Below are 18706 nucleotides of genomic sequence, written 5' to 3'. Positions count from 1 at the left end.
ATTGGAACCATGATCAAATCCGAAATTAAATATTCTGCTATAGTGAAGAGAATCGAGGAATTACTTTCTGTTCCTGAAAATATTGAAAATCCAGAGGCCAAGGGATACGTTGAGCTGAATCTACTGTCCGATATGGTTGCGGATTACGAAGAAAAGTATCATACTATTCAGCCTCCAACACTCTCCGAAGCCATAAAGCTTCGAATGCATGAACGGGGATTAAACCAAAAAGCACTCTCCCAATATTTGGGAGTAAGTAGTTCTAGGATTAGCGAATATCTTAACGGTAAAAGTGAACCAACCCTAAAAGTTGCCCGTGAAATAAGCCGAAAATTGGATATTGAAGCGTCTATTGTATTGGGGGTTTAAATCCTTCTCCTTTACACTAAAGCTCATCAAGAAATTCGTTAAGCGGTGTACCCTTCATCTTACCGTCTTGGATCATTTTTACTTCCTTGAAGCCCTGTTCAAGTCCTTTCAAAGCGTCTTGGTTTGCGTTTACTGGTTCTTCCTTCACCTTTTCCAGTCCAAGATTTTTGACCAGTTCCAGAAAGAAGGAATACTTGTTATCGGGTATGTTTATTGTAATTTTTTTCATCTGTTTATAATTGTCTTTTTATGGTCAGATGGAATCTCGCTATGATAATCATCCCACTGTGTGTCGCTTGTGCCATGCTCGATTTCATGATATGGAAAACAACTCATTGATAAAATCTTCTGCGTCACGGGCCTGTTTTTTACCCGCTCGGATTTGCTTCATTTCTTCTACTGACTCCCTGATCTCACTCATAAGCTGAGTCTCTGGCATCGGTAAGTTGCTTGGTTTTCACGTCTGAAAGTCTTTTGAGTACTTCCAGCAAATGCATAGCTTTTTCGTCATTTATGTCCAGTAGTATTTTCATGTAATTTCTATAGCTACTATTTTCAAAATCTTTGGGGTTAGGAAGTAATATTTTCAAAAGTTCATACTATTAATGGTGTATTCTTTAAAACTACTTTATTTGCTAGAAATACCTAACCAAAACAACACCAATTGGAATAACGCTAAGTTAGATAAGGTAGTTTGAAAAAACCCCCTTTTCCAACACTGAAACTGCCAAGATCTTTGGATCAAAAGATAGTTTCCTCCCTAAAACTTCAAAATATACTCCTGCAGATTGTCAGACCTTTCCATCTCAAGTTTTTTCCGTAACCGATACCTTGCGATTTCCACTCCCCGGGTAGAAATATTCATCAATGCGGCAATTTCTTTGGAGGAAAGATTCATCCGTAGATAGGCACTAAGTTTGATTTCCTGCGGGCTGAGGGTCTGATGTGACTTCTTAAACCGCTGAATAAAGTCACCATGCACTTGATCAAAATGAATCTCAAACTGTTCCCATTCCTTATCGTCGGCAATATTCCTGTCTATGCTGACAACTACTTTTTGCAGTTCATTCTTTACCTCGTTGTTTTTGCTCTTCTTTATGATAGAGTTGAGATGTAGTTTCACATGGTCGATAAAGCTGTTTTTGTTGATCAAGTGCATGGTTGCGGAAGCCAGTTCCTTATTTTTCCCTTTGATTTCTACTTGCAGTTTTTCAAATTTCAATCGCTCTATTTCCTCCTTGGAAGTCTTTAATGCGGATTCCTTTTGTTGAAGGGCTTTCTGTTGCACTGCTTTGAACCTTGCGGTTTTTTTCCGATAACTTTTCTCTATCCACACATATCCCAAAACCCCGCCTGCAAGTCCCAACAAAATATAGGCTAAGTAGGCCACTCGTGACCGATACCAAGGGGGCCTGACAACAAAGGAATACGAATCTTCCAACCCAAGCTGGCCATAAATATTTTTGCTCCTGACATGAAACAGGTATTGGCCCTCCCTCAGGTTGGTATATTCCTTCACTCGGCTGTTTGTCCATTCTCCATAACCCTCTTCTAAGCCTTCCAACCAAACCTGAAATTGGGTATTATTCTCCTGGTTGGGAATTGCATTCGTATACTCGAATCGAAAGTTTGCCTGGTTATAGGACACTTTTAATGTCTTATCCGAATTGGAATAAGCAGAGGTGGTTAATGAAACCAACGAGTCGCTTGAACCTGTTAAAACCACGGAGCGAATCAATGTGGGGTAGCTGTAAGTTGGCAGGCTGTTACTTCCCAATTTATACCAAATAAACCCGTCCTTTGCCGCGAACAAAACTTCATTGGCACCCAACAAGGAAATGTTTTGTAGGTCATCGTTTAGATAGGGTAGGATTTTGTTGAAAATGGCCGTGTTTTTTTGATATTCGCCATTGATCTTTTTTTCTAAAACCCCGGCTTCATGGCTGCCAATATAGAATATATTTCCAAGAGGGTCTTCCACCATGCTTGTTATCAACAGATCATCTTCGAAATAGGGAGCAAAAAAGCGATCCTTTTCAAAGCGGTCAAGTTGGGCATTATACCTATAAATTCCATATTCGGTAGTGAAAAGCAGTCGATTGTTTATTTTCCATACACTTATCAAAAGCTGGGAGGGGAGCCCATTTTCTGAGCCATAAAAAGAAGCTTCTACTTCATCGAGCGAATCATTTAACTCAAGCCGATATACCCCCTTATATCCGTGAGTCATCCAAATAATGCCATCTCTGTCTTGCTGAAGAATCCTACAGGATTCATTAAATCCATTTATTTTCCGGACAAACCTCACTTGTTGTCCATCAATTTCGTAAAGGGCAAGACCACTATACAATCCACCTATCAAATAATTCGGATGGTCTTTTAGTGGAATAAAATTCCACACTCCTGACTGCCCTTCAATTTTTTCCGCAGAAGGGTCTTTGATTTGCATGGCCCCGTCATTGTGGGCGGCCAAAAGGATGTCCTGAACGCTTACAACTTGGTAAACCTGTCCCGTTGTATTAGAAACTTCTTTTAATGGTTCAAATCCACCTTGTGACAATTGCTGATAGGAGAGACCGTTGTTGGTGCCATAGTAGAGTTTGCCATCATAAAAGTTTGCAGTATATCCGGTCCCGCTGAGACCAATGGATCTATCAATCCGATTAAAGGGTAGGGAGAGTTCTATAAGGGAAATCCCATTGTTATGCCCTACCCAGAGATTTCCTGAGAGGTCTTCAAAAAGTGAAAGTACCGTTTCGTTCTCCAGCCCACTGCTTTTATCCATATGCATACGTATACTGCCTGTTTCATCTAATATAAAAAGGCCGTTGCGTTGGGTTCCTATGACAATATCTCCGCTTTTTAGTCTAATAGCGTTATTAATCTGCAGTGATAATTTTGATAAATCAGAACTCCAAGCCTGGTGTCCGGAAGGTGTGTATAGAAAAATGCCGTCGTCACGGGTGAAGATCAATTTCCTGCTATTGGAAAGACTTAGAATTCCTGTTATGATATTCTCCCTAAAATCCGTAGCCATTTCCAACCCTGAAAGGGTGCCATTTTCCAAAATTAGTAGCCCAGCCTCCTTATGGTTAATGATCAATTGGTTGTTTTGAAAATGAAAGCTTTCAAATGCACCGCCCTCCTTTTTAACCGTAGATACGAAGTTTAATTGGTGATCGAACAACAATAATACGTCCAGCGTGCAAAAAATTATCTGATCGTGCAATCTGTAGATTTTCCAGACCTCATCGAGGTTTTGCAGGGAGTCAGGGAGCTGGTCTATTAGTGAATGATAATCAAGTCTTCCATTCTGACCTAGTTGAAAGTAACCAAACTCTCCCTGACCCGAAGCAAGGATAGTTTGCGTATCCAACACCAGTACATCCCGCACCTTGGTACTGTTTCGCAATGAAAACCTACGCCAAGAGCTTCCATCATATTCCAACATACCAAAATTATTTGCCACATAGATCAATCCCCATTCATTTTGGGAGATGGCATAGTTTTGAATTCCCCCTTGATAAATTTGGCTGGAATAGTAAGTCGAAAACGGGTACCCCGGAACTTGTGCGGATGCGGATTGATAAAAACACAACAAGATTAATGTGAAAATAAAATTTCTCATCAGCGATTCTATTACTCTTGGCAACAAGATAAGAATTATTTTAATGATGTATACCTTATAGGTTTTTTGAGAATCTAGGAAAAACAATAATAACATGTTATAAGACTTATATGAGCCGTTTTTCTTCCGATTTGATGAATTTTTGTATAGGTTAAAAATGCCCTATGATGTATTTATGTAGTATTCAATTTTTTGCTTTGACAATAAAATTTGGCTTGCTTGTGACCTCAATTATTCACGTAATCCAAGATAAAGTATGAAAAAAGTTTTATGGATTTGTTTGGTTATGTTTCTAGGAGTAAGTGGTTACTCGCAGACTGGAACAGTAACGGGCAGAGTCACCGATGAGCAAGGAGAATCATTACCTGGTGTCAGTATCATCAAGGAGAATTCTTCGGCGGGAACAGTAACAGATCTGGATGGCAATTTCTCAATCGAGGCGGCTACAGGAGATGTTCTTCGATTAAGTTATATAGGGTTCAGGTCCCAGTCGATAGCTATAGGTAGCAGTCAGCTACTTGAAATTACGATGGAATCTGAAATTACTTCATTAGGTGAGGTAATTGTAGTAGGATATGGCACCGCTACGAAAAAGGAACTGACCGGTGCAACTTCTCAGGTTAGGGGAGATGCCATTGAAAAAATGAATATGCCCCGGGTAGATCAGGCGCTACAAGGACAATTGGCGGGGGTAAACATATCTACCAACTCCGGGGCACCTGGCGGAACTTCCAATATTCGAATTCGGGGTATTGGAACTTTCGGGAATAACAACCCACTCATTTTGGTCGATGGAGTCATTTATGACGCTGCTGGATTAAATGCATTGAATCCCAGTGACATTGAATCCGTAAACGTACTTAAGGACGGTACAGCAGGTATTTATGGTGTCCGTGCTGCCAATGGGGTAATTTTGATTGAAACGAAAAAGGGTAAGGCCAATACCAAGCCCAGTGTGGATTTTGGTGCTTATTATGGTACCCAGCAAACTGCACGGAAACTGGATTTGCTCAATGCCAGGGAATATGCCATCCTAAAAAACGAAGCGTTTGCAGCGGGCGGTCAGCCGATGCCGTTTAACAATACCAATTTGGGAGAAGGTACAGATTGGCAACAGGCGGTATTTACGGATTCTCCCATTCAAGAATACAATTTGACCGTCACGGGGGGATCAGAAAAATCCACCTATTCCATAGGGGGTTCTTATTTTTCCCAACAGGGGATCGTCGGAGGATCAAAAGCCAATTTTGAGCGGTATAACGGCCGTATCAACTTCACTACCGAACTCGCTCCTAAAGTAAAATTGACGCATGTGATGCTATATACCAATGAGCACAGCAACAGTATTGCGCAAGGAGGAATTGGATCTGTTTTGTATAATACCGTCAATGCGTATCCCACAGAACCCATCTTTACCGATGGCAGGTATTCTTACCTTGATGATGTAGCCGATATTATCAATCCCCTAGCGCAGGTGGAAAACACCTATAATGATGCATGGGTAAACAAACTTGTGGGCAAGGAAGAGATAGAATATACGATCAATGACAAATTTACGGCAACAGGTAGAGCCGGTTATAATTATGCCTTGGTAGATACCAAGACGTTTTCTCCATTGGTATGGTACGGAACCGGCAAATTTGCCAACAGTGCATTAAATGCCAATTTAGATCCTGTTATAGTTGAAATAGGGGAATTGGAAATCGAAAGAGGTGCGAATGTAAGCGAGTCACGGTCCACCTACCTGGATTATAACTTTGAAGGATTCGTAAACTATAACGAAACATTTGGGGATTCTCACCGTGTACGGGGTACTTTGGGCGTATCCTATATCGGGAATAGGAGTTTGGGGTTAAATGGCACAGGTTTTAATATTCCTAATAATTCCTTAGACCTTGCTGATATCTCAGCCAACCAAGCGCCGGGTGGTTTTTTAAATAATGTAGGTTCTTTTCAAACCCGTCAGCGGTTGACTTCCAGCTTTGTCCGGGCTGAATACGATTATGAAAAGCGAATTCTTGTTTCGGGAATTTTGAGAAGGGATGGTTCTACCAATTTTGGACCAAACAACCGTATCGGCTATTTTCCCTCCATTTCCGCTGCGTGGATTGTTTCTGACGAGTCATTTTTCAACGCCAGCTTTATAGATTTTTTGAAACTCAGGGCCAGCTTTGGAATATCAGGAAACGACCAGATCGGTTTATTCCGATATAGGGGCTTGTTAAATGGACAGGGTGATTATGTACTCAACAACCTGATAGTTCGTGGGGCGGCAATTGGAGCAGCTAGCAATCCGGATCTTAAGTGGGAAACAACTATACAAACCAATATAGGATTGGATTTTTCCTTATTTAGAAATTTGGATATCACCGCCAACTATTTTATCAAAAACACCCGTGACCTGTTATTTCAACCAGAAGTTTCTGCCCTTTTGGGAACGTATGGGGCGGGAGGATCTCCTCCGGTTATTAATGCGGGAGATGTGCTTAACCGTGGCTTGGAACTTGAATTGGGATACGCCAAAAGTTTCTCCTCTGGCTTTGGATTTCAAGCCAATTACAACCTGACGCTTCTTCACAATGAAGTTACCAAAGTACCGGATGGTTTTGACTTTATTCCCGGTGCCGGATTCAGCGTAGGAGGGAATGTAGCGACAAGGTTCGAAAAAGGGTTTCCCATTGGTTATTTTATTGGCTACCAAACCGACGGAATATTCCAGTCTGCGGAAGAAATCGCTTCCAGTCCGGTTACACAGCCTGGAGCGCAGCCTGGAGATCTTCGCTTTGTAGACCAGAATGGAGACAACATGATTTCATTTGGAGATGATGCGGACCGAACGATGATTGGTTCACCCATTCCAGATATGATAATGGGAATGAACCTTTCAGTTAATTTCAAAGGGCTTGATCTTTCAGCGGCAGTTTTTGCTTCTATCGGAAATGACATTATCAGAAATTACGAGCGCCAACAGCCTTTTGCCAATCAACTTGCCTATAACGTTAATCGCTGGACTGGACCGGGGACTACAGATACCTATCCCAGACTGACTACTGGAGCAACCAGAAACAACGTGTTTTCTGATTTCTATGTGGAGGACGGCTCTTTTGTCAGGTTGAGAAATGTTCAGATGGGATACACCATACCCAATTCAATTAGTCAAAAAATCGGCGTTCAATCCATGAGGTTTTATGTAGCGGCCAACAATCTGATCACTCTGACCAATTATATGGGTTTTGATCCCGATGTGGGATCCGGCAATCCGTTGTTCGCTGGCGTTGATGGGGGAATTTATCCGCAAGCCAGAACGATTATGGGGGGTGTTAACTTTAAATTCTGATATACATGAAATCGAGCATGAAGAGAACGTCACAAAGTGGGGTGATTATCGTAGCGAGATTCCACCTGCCTGACGGCAGTCAGGTCTGACCATTAAAAAACAGTTATAAACAGATGAAATCGAGCATGACGCAGGCGACGCACGGAGGGATGATTATAATTGCGAGATTCCATGTGGCCATTAAAAAACAATTATAAACACATGAAAACGATATATTTAAAATTATTGATTGTATTAGGACTTCTTTCCTCCTGCGATCAATTATTGGACATTGATCCTGAATTTAGCCAGGATGCTGAAAGTTTTTTCAATACTCCTGAGGATTATGAAAGGGCTTTGATTGGAGCATATGATTTGATGCAGACTTCCTACCTGCAGGTTTGGATAGGAGAAATCGCTTCTGACAATGCCATCGCAGGCGGAGAAAGTGTGAACGACAGCAGAGGCCTTCATGAAATAGAAAGCATGACGCACGGAGGGGTAAATGAGGAACTGAGGAGCTTGATGCGGTTTAATTTCGCAGGAATCGCCAGAACCAATTATATTTTCGAAAATAGAGACAACATCGATTTTGATGGCAAGGAACGAATTATGGCCGAAGCCTCATTTCTTCGGGCATACTATTACTTCGTGCTCGTTTCCTATTTTGGTGATGTGCCCTTGCTGGTGGATAGAAGAACTTCCATTAATGAGCTTAGCGGTTTGGACAGAACACCCAAAGCGGAAGTTTACGCACAAATTGAGAGCGATCTGCAAACTGCAATCGATGTATTGGAATGGAATGTCCCCGTAATCGGTCGCATAACCAAGGGAGCTGCAATGGCTTTACTGGGTAAGGTGTATTTATATCAGGGTAAAAATACCGAGGCAGCGGCTGTTTTGGGTGATTTGATCACCAGCAATCAAGCCGGATATGGCCTCTTTAATGATTACAGCCGATTGTTTTATTTGGAAAATGAAAATGTAAATGAAGACGTTTTTACGATTCAATATTCCGGTCAGGAAGGTGGTAGCTATGGTTGTTTTGCATGTCTGGAAGGAAATGCGGCAGTTGGTTTTCACAGCATTCGGCAATATAACGGACCACTCTACGGAGATGGAAACAGTTACAATCTACCTACGCAGGATCTTTATGACGCATTCGATGAAAGTGACCCCCGGCGAGACGCTACGATCTTAGACATTGATGCCTTTATTGCAGCTCAACCCAATCCCGATGCGATAAGTTACGCGATAGGCGGCGGTGGCCACACCGGTTATTACAACAACAAGTATATAAAGCGTTTGGATGAACGTGGACTGCCCGATGATGACTTGACGAGCCCGTTGAACTACAGGGTAATCCGTTTTGCAGATGTCTTGTTGATGGCTGCGGAGGCTTTCCAGAAAACTGGCAATGATGAAGGGGCGAGAATCGAACTTAATAAAGTAAGAGCGCGAGTGGACATGTCCCCAGTAACTAGTTCAGGTGCTGAGTTATTAGATGATATTCTCTTAGAAAGAAGGTTTGAGCTTTCCGGTGAGGGCTATCGCTTCTTTGATTTGGTGAGAACAGGGAGAGCCGCTGCTGAGATCGAAGGATTTCAGACAAACAGAAACGAATTGTTTCCTATACCGCAGGTTGAGATTGACCTTGCTGGAGGCAATTGGACACAAAACCCAGGGTATTAATAAAAAACTATTATGAAATCGAGTATGATGGAAGTCACTCAATGGGATGATTATTCTGGCGAGATTTCATAGCATGCCCCGACTAATCGGGGTGACCATAAAAAGACAATTATAAACAGATGAAATCGAGCATGACGAGATCGTCACACACTAGGATGATTATTATTGCGAGATTCCATGTGGCCATTAAAAAACAATTATAAACACATGAAAAGACATAGCTATTTTATAGGCTTCATAACCCTGTTTTTGGTATGGGCCTGCGTAGAAGAATATTCGCTGGATGCCCCTCCTCCGTCTGCGGAGGATGCCCAATTTGGGTTTCACGCGTCAACAGAAAGTGACAATATATTGAATTTCAGTGCCGATGGAGACTTCTTCATGATGAATTGGGATCTGGGCAATGGAAGCCAAGTATCAGGAAAAACTGTGACAGGTACCTATCCTTTAGCGGGAGAATACACGGTGACCCTTACCGTTTTCAATGCAGGAGGCAGTGCGGCCTACAGCCAAGTTATTACGATCGATCAAACCGATCCGGTTTTGTTGGACAAGCCGCTTTATAATTTACTTACCGGAGGTCCATCCGCTACTGAAGGTAAAACTTGGGTATTGGATTCTGCGAGGTCCGGCCATTTTGGTGTGGGTCCAGATCCATCCCAAGCAGGGGATTTCCCAGAGTGGTATCAAGCTCAACCAAACGAAAAAGCTGGAGGAGGAATGTATGATGATAGATATACGTTTATTTTAGCAGACTTTGGATTTGTAATGCAAACCAACGGCGATGTCTACATCAATGCAGCGCAAGGGGCCAGTTTTCCGGGAGCTGAAGATTCCGGTGTTGGGGATTTAAGGGCGCCCTACACGCCTCCAGCTACACTTTCTTGGTCCATTGTGGAGCCTGCTGATGACTATCCGTTACTTACTATCGCTAATGGTGGGTTTATCGGATATTTTGCCGGAGGCAGAACCTACCAGATCGTTAATATAGAAGAGAATGAGCTGTTCTTACGTTTTGTTGATCAGGCCAACGAAGGATTAGCATGGTATATTCGTTTGATTCCGGCAGGCTTCGACTCGGGTGCAGAACCTGAACCGGAACCAGAACCGGAACCCGAGCCAGGGGATGTTAATTTCACCTTAGCCGACCTTGTTGGTGAAGGTTCAAAGACGTGGAAATTAAAGCCCGCCGCAGGAGCATTCGGGGTTGGCCCCAATCCGGGTAGCGACGAATGGTATCCCGGAGGTGCTGATTTATCTGAAGAAAGGGCTTGCTTGTTCAATGATCTCTTTTCTTTCGGTGAGGATGGCTCAATGGAATATGACGCGCAGGGGGATATATTTGGTGAAGTATATATGGGCGTAAGTTCCGACGAATGTCAGCCAGAGTCCAATTTGGAAGGTCTACCGGGCGCTGAATGGGCTTCAGGAGTTCATGAGTTTTCTTTTACCCCAGGCAGTGGAGCCACCAATCCCACCATTACTGTGACAGGAACAGGTGCCTTTTTAGTCCTACCCAAAGCCTTTAACGGTGGTGAATATACCGCCGGACCTCCTGAGGATGATAAATCGGTCACTTATGAAGTGATCAACTACATAAACGAAGATGGAACTGAAGAAGTGACCATAACCATTGACGTAGCCCCTGATGGGGGTGTCTTTTGGTCCTTCGTACTTGTTCCTGCGGAAACTGAATGATACTTATGTTAGTTAAATTAAAAACACTGGCTTTGCTTCTTACCATTTTGGGCGGAAGTAACGCCTGTGAAGAAGCAACAGAGGAAATTCCCTTGCAGCTTCCCAGCAATTTGGAAATTGATGTGGAATACCTTCAGAATGGTCAGGTGACGATAAATTTTGACGCCGCAAACGCAAATTTCTTTAAAATCGATTACGGATTGCCGGGGCAACTTCCAGTTAGGGTAGAAGAAGAATCAGTTACCTATAGCTACCAAACTCCCGGCACTTTTGTAGTTACTGTCCAAGCACACACTACGGAAGCTGATTTTATATCAGACACGAGGGAGGTGGTTATCACAGAACAAATGTTAGGTCAGGGAATTCCTGAAACTGGCTTTGAGTCCCCGCTTAGCTATGAGGGGTATTCGTTGGTATGGCAGGATGAATTTGAAGGCACAGCGTTATCAGAAGATTGGGTATATGAAATCGGAGACGGTTGTCCAAACCTATGCGGATGGGGTAATAATGAACTTCAATATTATCGAAGGGAGAATACAACTGTTGAGGATGGATATTTGATTATCCAAGCCAAACAGCAGGAATTTGGTGGAAAAAACTATACATCTACACGCCTTAAAACGCAGGGGAAAAAGTCTTTTACGTTTGGACGGATAGATATACGTGCTGTGTTGCCGAAAGGGCAGGGGATATGGCCAGCCTTCTGGATGCTTGGAGAAAGCATTACTGAAATCAATTGGCCTGCTTCCGGTGAGATTGATATTATGGAGATGGTGGGTGGAAATGCCAACGGTCGAAACAATACGGTCCATGGAACGATCCATTATGATGAAAACGGAACCTATCGCTATACGGGGGGACAACATACACTTGCTGAGGGTATCTTCAATGATAAATTTCACGTGTTTTCCATCATCTGGGATGCGGAAAAAATCGTTTGGTTATTGGATGACGTAGAATTTCACAGGGAAGACATTAGCCCTGCGTTTATGGATGAATTTCGGAAACCTTTTTTCCTATTGGTGAATTTGGCAGTAGGTGGAAACTGGCCGGGAAGCCCGGACGCTACGACCATTTTCCCCCAACAGTTGGTAGTAGACTACATTCGGGTTTTTCAATCCAATAAAGCTGGATAAATGTATTAGGTTTTTTTATGAGGAGCCCGGTTATTTCGAATGTTGGAATTAAAAACCCCAAGGAAATATTTTCCTTGGGGTTTTTGCTTTACCTTATTTACATAAGGCAGTGTTAAGGAAAGAAATAAATATCCAAAATCGGGTATATCATAGGCAGGACTTTGTTCACCCCCCTAGGGTGTCAGGGGGGTGGATTGGATCGCAAACCCCGAGTTTGGCCCTGGGTAATTGTCGTTGAAGCCCTCCAGGCTTCTGTAATTGTAGCGTGATATACGTAAGTTTATTTTTTGAGGAACTTCACTTTTGTTATGTAGCTTCCATTTTCCAATTGAAGGACATAAGTGCCTTTTTGCAAGTTTTCGAGTGGGAGGTCAATTTGCTTGGTATGTGCCGGGACGGTAAGGGCTTTGACCACCAACCCATCTAAGCGGATGATAGTTACCTGACTTGCCTGCTCAAAGGTTTGTTTCAAAACCAACTGGGTAGGTCCATTTGTTGGATTGGGGAATAAGGCCAGAGACCCCTCGATCTCAAAATGTACCGTATTCGTTTCCACCAAGTGTTTTTCCAATAGTGCTTGCGTGGAGTAGTTTCCAGGAATTAGCTGGCTGATGGATGTTGTCCAGGTTTGCTCGTCTTGCTTTTCCCATAGTAGTGAAGTAATCCCCTGTTCAGTTCCTTGAGTTAAGGAAATTTGCCCAATATCATCGACTGGGACACTGGTCTTTAAAATAAGTTTGGTTTCCTCTTTGCTTGTCGCTAAAGTAGCCGTGAGGTCTTGTCGCAGTGCACTCGCATTAGGGTGAGTCAGTTGAATAAGTAGGGGTTTGGACGAAAGGGGTAGTATTAATCTACCGTTTTCGTAGGTTACCGAAACAGCCTCGCCCTGAGGATCTAATCCTGAAAGGTGCCAGGCTGAATCTGCTGCAAAATCATAAGGTAAAGGTGTTGATATAGCAACTGTGTCGTCACCAACAACTGGTCGCCAGGCTACTAGGTGGGAATTTTCTCCGTTTTGATTTCTCAACAGATAAATATAAGCAGTATCATCCTCCCTGATTACCTCCTGAAAATGCAGGTCTGCCATTTTGTTTTTTAGAGCTTCCACTGCCGTAAATGAACGTTTTTCTTTAAAATTTTCTCTTAGGGATTCGGTCAAGCCGGATCGGTCATAGTTTTTAGGCGTATCGCCGCGAGTTACATTGACATTTGCAAAAAAATACCAATGCGCTCTGTCCACGCCCATACGGCTTAGCCAAAACAAACCTCTCAACGCATAGACGGCTTGGGATACCGCACTGACTGCCTCACTGTTGATAGCTGTTTCGTTGGTACTGGATGAATCCCATCCCCATTCCGTTACATGCACTTCTTTACCTGGCATATTTGTATCCCTAAATCGTAGACCGGCAAACAGCGCACGCATCTCAGAAGCGGGATGTTCGGGATGAACTGCTAACCTGATGCCTTGATCATTGCGGATATAACTATATAAGTGAAGGTTAATTCCATCCAAATAGGGAGCCGCTGCTTCCGAAATCTTATATCCCATAAAATCCTTAATCGTTCCCGTATTTCCAGCCTCAGGATTGGATGCCTGAAGGGCGCAGGGCAATACAAATAATTCCGGATCTTCAGATTTAATAGCTTGGGCCATTCCTTCCAAAATCTGGGTATAGGTCGAATCACTGTAGGTCCAAGGTTCATTTCCTATCTCAACAGTCCGGATTAGGTTTTCGTTGGACGGGCCAAAATAACTGCCAAATGCTTGTCCCAAGGCGTAGGCCGAAGCATACGGTGTATTCCATGCTGATTCGGGAAACCTGTCAAACGTGAAGGTGGCATCCACGGTAAATCCTTTATTTTGCCAGTCGGAATAATCTTGACGGTATTGAGTCCAGACATACCTCACCTGAAGATTGGCAGGGTCATAATTAGGAGCTATATCCGGATCTTCCGTATCCCAGTGGATATTGTGGTAGTTTCTGGCCTGGGAAGCCACACGGTTGAATTTATTTGCGCCTTCGGTAGGTCCTTGCATGTTGGGAACCTTATTGGTGCCCCAAGCCCAAACGGTGTTTACCCCAAACAATTCCCCAAAACTTCTTTCCTGAGGTTTTGGAGTAGGAGCCGGTCCGTAATTCCCAAATTCATCAAAAACAGTGATTTCCTGAACAGTCGCCTTTTTGAAGTTTTCGTCTACCAATTGATGGGCAATACGTATATACCTGCCATTAATGGGGGCTGAAAGAATAATGTTTTGAAAATCCAGACGGGAAGGATCTAGGGTCTCAACTTCGGTAAAATCCTCCAAAGTAGCACCCACGAGTAATTGTGCTGCGACAGAATTGTTATTGCCGTTCCAGTGGCGGGTGCGTATCCATGTAATAGGTTTAACCTCTCCCAAATCAACCGTGACATGTTCCGTCAACGGGTGACTGTAGGCTGCCATTTCCTGAATGCTGAAATTCCCTGCGGAAGAAAGGTAAAGTTGGTTTACGTCATCCAGTTCTACCACAAACCGCTGATGTCCGGAAGTGCCCACCGGATAGCTGAGATTTTTGACTTGGCCGGTGGTAGATATTACCTGAATTTGTACATCGTGGCTAAAATTGGCAGCGATCCGCAATCCCAAACGGTGAATGCGGGATGCTGGGATGGAAAGTGAATACCAAGCGACAGATTCTCCGGCGGCAGGTTGAATTATAGGAGTCATATTTCCCAAAGAGCCGTCCGTGGCGTTCCCCATGCTGGCCTGATTCGAGGAGCTTCCAAGAGTGCCGAGGAGGATATTTTGCATGGGGTTTGAGACATACCGATCCGGAAGCGGGTTGTCCGATACCCATGATGTGGAGAAATCATTGTCTATCACTCTCTCGGGACTGAATGGTCCGGAGCCCACTGTTGAGCTGGCTGAAGCGGTTACAGCTTCGCCGGAGGAAAGTGATGGGTAGACGCCGGCAAAGGAATCCCAAACTGCAGCCAAGGGTGGTTCTGGTGCCGGTTCGGCAAATGCATTTATTTCAAATACGGTTACTTTTTTAAAATTCTCCTGTACTAGTGTGTGAGCTACCCGTATATATCTAGCCTTTATAGCTTCCGGCAAAGTGGTGACTTTAACTGTGAGGTCTCCCGGATTAAGGGTGGCCACCTGCACCAGGCTATCCAGATGGGTTCCAAGTAACATTGAGGTAGCGCTAGCATTTCCTGTACCTGTCCAATGCCTGGTATGGATTTCTTTTATCCATTGGGGTTCTTCCAAGTCCAAGGTTATGAATTCTTCTGCAGGCGCATTCAGCGCAGCGATGTCATAGATAAAAAAAGAGGTTGTACTCTGAAGGTTTATTTGAACAATACCGTTGAGGTTGGGTGTGTAACGTACGTTGGCGTTGTTTTGGGATGGAAAATATACCTGATTGGTTGAATTTCCGAATTCATCCAATAGTTCGATATTGACTGCTGATGTGACTCCTCCAAGACGAAGACCTATTATATAAATAGGTGTAGGCTGCGTGAAATAAAAGGTTGCCACCGCATTACCATTCACAAGCGGAATGGAGGGGGTAAAGGTCCCGAGGTTTCCGTCTGTTGCGTTCAAAAGATTGATACCAGAAGGTGTGGACAGGGGTTTATTTAGCAGCATATTTTGATCCGAGTTGGCATAGAAAAGATTCGGAAAAGGATTGTCCGACACCCAGGACGTATTAAGATTCCCGTCGATGGCCAAGTTGGCGGAAGAGCTGGCAACGGTAGAACTTGCGTAAATAGTACCGGTTACTTCATAAAGCGTATTTACTGATTGGGCGAAAGTTTTAAAAGGCCAAACCACACAGGAAAAAAAGAGAACTAATGGTATAAGTCTATTCATCGAAAGAAAATTATTTAATATCCGAAAATACCTAAAAATTCCCGGTTTGGATAAACAAAGTAGCTGTCCGATTAAATTTAAAATCTACGTTTTATCCTAGATTCTAACTATTAGGTAATATTCTTTTATTTAACCTTAAATTAAAATTTAGTTTTTCTTTCTAGGTGAATGATAAATAAATTAATTATCTTCAATTTAATTAATTTTTGCGTAGCAAAATAAAAAAAAATAACATGTCGAAAGTAAAATTAACAATTAATAACAACGGATCTGTAAAAATAGACGGAGATTTTGAGATAGTGGATATGCAAGGAAATGCCTATGGACTTCAGGGAAGGACAATTGTGTCCATCTGCAGATGTGGGCAATCGGCTAACAAACCATTCTGTGACGGTTCGCACAAGGGCCACTTCGAACATGAGGCGGTTGCCTTTGATTTGCCTCCAAAGAAAGTTTAACCAGATTTTATTCTAGAGTCGTGTCAAGAATTTAATAACGTTTAATTTCCCGCTGATTTGCGCTGATAAATTCTGCGTATATCCCGAAAATTCGGGACAAGTTCTACGGGAAATATATGAAAAGCTCACGGTTGCCTTGACACTACCTACATTTCCAATATCCTTATTGGTTTATTATGTCGGAGTTAAAAATTGTAAAACTAAAAGGCCAATCAGGCCTTTTAGTGTTTTCAGGGACAAATTAACACGTGTTTTTTTAACCCTTAGGGTTTTGTTTAGTCAGAAAAAAGGGTGAAATTATGAATTCTTTGACCAATTGACAGACAAGAAAACCCAAAACCATGAAGTCACTCATAATTTTAATTAGCCTATTAGTTTCTCACACTTTGTTTTTTCAACAAGTGTACGGGCAACATGTGAAAGTATTGAACAACGATTTGGAACGCTTGGTTGATCCGAATGTTTCAATTGAAAAACTTGCCGGTGGCTTAAAATTTACCGAAGGTCCAGTTTGGAATTCAGATGGAAATTTCCTGCTTTTTTCTGACATTCCTGATAATACCATTTTTAAATGGAGCCCTGACGGCAACCTTGAACCCTTCCGCACTCCCAGCAACAATGCAAATGGCCTGACATATGATCAGGAGGGAAACCTGATTATTGCAGAGCATAGTGGTCGAAAGATCGGAAAGCTTAGTCCCAGTGGTGCCTATCAACCTTTGGTGGAAAGTTTTAAAGGTATCAAATTTAACAGTCCAAATGATGTGATTGTAGACTCCAAGGGAGCGATACTTTTCACCGATCCTCCCTATGGAAGGGATAAGGCTGCTGTAGATACCTTAGGGTTTAATGGGGTATTTAGGCACTATAAGGGCAAAACCACATTAATAGCCGATGACTTGTACCGTCCCAACGGGCTTGCACTATCTCCTGATGAGCGTACCCTTTATGTAGCCAATTCTGGCAGCCCTAAAAAATACATGAAATATCCAGTCAGCAAAGGAGGCAAGGTAGGTAAGGGAAGTTTGTTTTTTGATGCCTCCTCCTTAGAAGGTCAGGGAAATCCGGATGGGATTAAGACCGACACAGAAGGAAATTTATACGCTACCGGCCCCGGGGGAGTATTGGTTTTTTCAGAGGATGGTAAGCATTTAGGCACTATTTCATTTCCTGAATCACCGGCAAACATCGCCTTTGGCGGGCCTGATATGAAAACATTATTTGTAACCGCCCGCACAGGTCTGTATAGTATTAAAGTAAAAGTCCCAGGTAAATTATAACCATGTCCCTAAACAGACGCAAATTCATCAAGAAGGCTGCTCTTGGAGGTTTGTCCGGAGCAGGAATTCTCAACTCTAACGCGTATCCGCCCCAAAATGAATCTAACTATGAGGTATTAGACCAAATCCTGAAGCAGCCCGTATTAAAAACAGAGCGGTTTTTGGATCCCATTATTGTTGAAAGTGTGGAACTGTTGCGATATGGCAACAACTTTTTGTGTAGAGTAAGGTCCACAGATGGAGCCGAGGGCATATCCGTTAGCAACAATATGATGATGGTACATCTCTACCCCATTTTTGTAAATCGTATTCAACCTTTTTTTAAGGGGAAAGATCTAAGAGACTGGGAAAAGCTGCTGGATGAGGTGTATGTCTACCAGAGCAATTATAAAATGCAGAATCTGGCATTGTGGGTGCCGCTGGCAACCTTGGAATTTGCGGTGCTGGACTTACTTGGAAATATGGCGAATCAATCCATAGGGGAATTGATAGGGGAAATCCATCATACGGATATCGCTGTTTACCAGGCTAACAACTACCGTGGTAAATCAGCCGAGGAATCCATTGATCTGATAGAAAACCATGTGAAAGAAACACAGGCCAAAGCCTTAAAATTTAAGGTGGGTGGTCGAATGAGCAATAATGCTGATGATCCTACCGGACGAAGTGACCTACTCATTCCGCTTGTTCGTAAGCGTTTTGGTGAGGAAATGGTAATCTATGCGGATTCTAATGGAAGCTATACCTCGGATGAAGCCATTCGGATAGGCAAATTGATGGAGGAATATCAATTTGATTTTTACGAAGAGCCTGTGCCATTTGATTGGTATGAGGAAACACTGGAAGTTGCTAACGCCCTGGCTATTCCTGTCGCAGGAGGGGAACAGGAACCAAGTATGCGCGGGTTTCGCTGGTTAATCAAGAATGATGCACTGGACATTGTGCAACCAGATATTTTTTATTTTGGGGGGATGATTCGTTCCATGCGTGTTGCCCGCATGGCGGCATCTAAAGGAAAGCCTTGTACCCCGCATATTTCCGGTTCGGGGCTTGGGTATCTCTACATGATGCATTTTGTGTCTGCCGTGCCCAATGCAGGGCCATTTCACGAATTCAAGGGATTTAACAACGAAATGCCGTTGGAATGCCCGACTTCCTCTTTGACTAGTGATGGGGGGATAGTAAAAGTGCCAACCGGGCCGGGGGCAGGAATAATTATAGATCCCGATTACATAAATAAGCATCAGCTTGTAACTTAAGT

12 protein-coding genes are annotated in these 18706 nt (G+C 43.1%); 8 read left to right on the top strand and 4 right to left on the bottom strand.

The annotated features are described in order from the left end of the window. Positions 1–42: 42 nt before the first annotated feature. A complete protein-coding gene (locus FQ608_RS10095; protein WP_234364157.1) occupies positions 43–369 on the top strand; it encodes a helix-turn-helix domain-containing protein in 327 nt (108 codons plus the stop codon). Positions 370–385: 16 nt separating this feature from the next. Here the strand turns inward: FQ608_RS10095 and FQ608_RS10090 are convergent, their stop codons facing one another. From FQ608_RS10090 to FQ608_RS10080, 3 genes are all read right to left on the bottom strand, one after another. After that, on the bottom strand, positions 386–598 hold the full coding sequence (locus FQ608_RS10090; RefSeq protein WP_158858037.1) for a hypothetical protein: 213 nt from the start codon (positions 596–598) through the stop codon (positions 386–388). Between the two features lie 84 nt (positions 599–682). Beyond that, positions 683–808, bottom strand: a complete 126-nt coding sequence (locus FQ608_RS27770; protein WP_262885495.1) for a hypothetical protein — start codon at positions 806–808, stop codon at positions 683–685. A 321-nt stretch (positions 809–1129) separates the two neighbouring features. Beyond that, the gene (locus FQ608_RS10080) at positions 1130–3997 is read right to left on the bottom strand and encodes a regulator (RefSeq protein WP_158858035.1); all 2868 of its coding nucleotides are present in this window, start codon (positions 3995–3997) and stop codon (positions 1130–1132) included. A 256-nt stretch (positions 3998–4253) separates the two neighbouring features. On the opposite strand from FQ608_RS10080, the gene FQ608_RS10075 reads away from it, so the two are divergent. The 4 genes from FQ608_RS10075 to FQ608_RS10060 all read left to right on the top strand — a co-directional run bounded on the left by FQ608_RS10075 (position 4254) and on the right by FQ608_RS10060 (position 11839). Continuing rightward, complete coding sequence (locus tag FQ608_RS10075; RefSeq protein WP_158858033.1) at positions 4254–7334, top strand: SusC/RagA family TonB-linked outer membrane protein; 3081 nt, start codon at positions 4254–4256, stop codon at positions 7332–7334. 201 nt (positions 7335–7535) lie between these two features. Beyond that, positions 7536–9005: a RagB/SusD family nutrient uptake outer membrane protein gene (locus tag FQ608_RS10070; protein WP_158858031.1), complete on the top strand. Its 1470-nt coding sequence runs from the start codon at positions 7536–7538 to the stop codon at positions 9003–9005. Positions 9006–9212: 207 nt separating this feature from the next. After that, on the top strand, positions 9213–10703 hold the full coding sequence (locus FQ608_RS10065) for a PKD domain-containing protein (RefSeq protein WP_158858029.1): 1491 nt from the start codon (positions 9213–9215) through the stop codon (positions 10701–10703). A gap of 5 nt (positions 10704–10708) precedes the next feature. Further along, positions 10709–11839: a glycoside hydrolase family 16 protein gene (locus tag FQ608_RS10060; protein ID WP_158858027.1), complete on the top strand. Its 1131-nt coding sequence runs from the start codon at positions 10709–10711 to the stop codon at positions 11837–11839. Positions 11840–12119: 280 nt separating this feature from the next. Here FQ608_RS10060 and FQ608_RS10055 read toward each other — a convergent pair whose 3' ends face one another. After that, entirely contained in the window at positions 12120–15707 is a 3588-nt protein-coding gene (locus FQ608_RS10055; RefSeq protein WP_158858025.1) for a T9SS type A sorting domain-containing protein, read from the bottom strand. Between the two features lie 233 nt (positions 15708–15940). On the opposite strand from FQ608_RS10055, the gene FQ608_RS10050 reads away from it, so the two are divergent. From FQ608_RS10050 to FQ608_RS10040, 3 genes are all read left to right on the top strand, one after another. Beyond that, positions 15941–16165, top strand: a complete 225-nt coding sequence (locus FQ608_RS10050) for a CDGSH iron-sulfur domain-containing protein (protein ID WP_158858023.1) — start codon at positions 15941–15943, stop codon at positions 16163–16165. A 341-nt stretch (positions 16166–16506) separates the two neighbouring features. Then, on the top strand, positions 16507–17445 hold the full coding sequence (locus FQ608_RS10045; RefSeq protein ID WP_158858021.1) for an SMP-30/gluconolactonase/LRE family protein: 939 nt from the start codon (positions 16507–16509) through the stop codon (positions 17443–17445). A gap of 2 nt (positions 17446–17447) precedes the next feature. Beyond that, complete coding sequence (locus tag FQ608_RS10040; protein WP_158858019.1) at positions 17448–18704, top strand: mandelate racemase/muconate lactonizing enzyme family protein; 1257 nt, start codon at positions 17448–17450, stop codon at positions 18702–18704. Positions 18705–18706: the final 2 nt, after the last annotated feature.

This window comes from Lunatibacter salilacus, from assembly GCF_009797935.1.
GTDB classification, from domain to species: Bacteria; Bacteroidota; Bacteroidia; order Cytophagales; family Cyclobacteriaceae; genus Lunatibacter; species Lunatibacter salilacus.
Note: the sequence above shows the minus strand (reverse complement) of the source record. Positions and strands in the feature narration are given on the sequence as shown.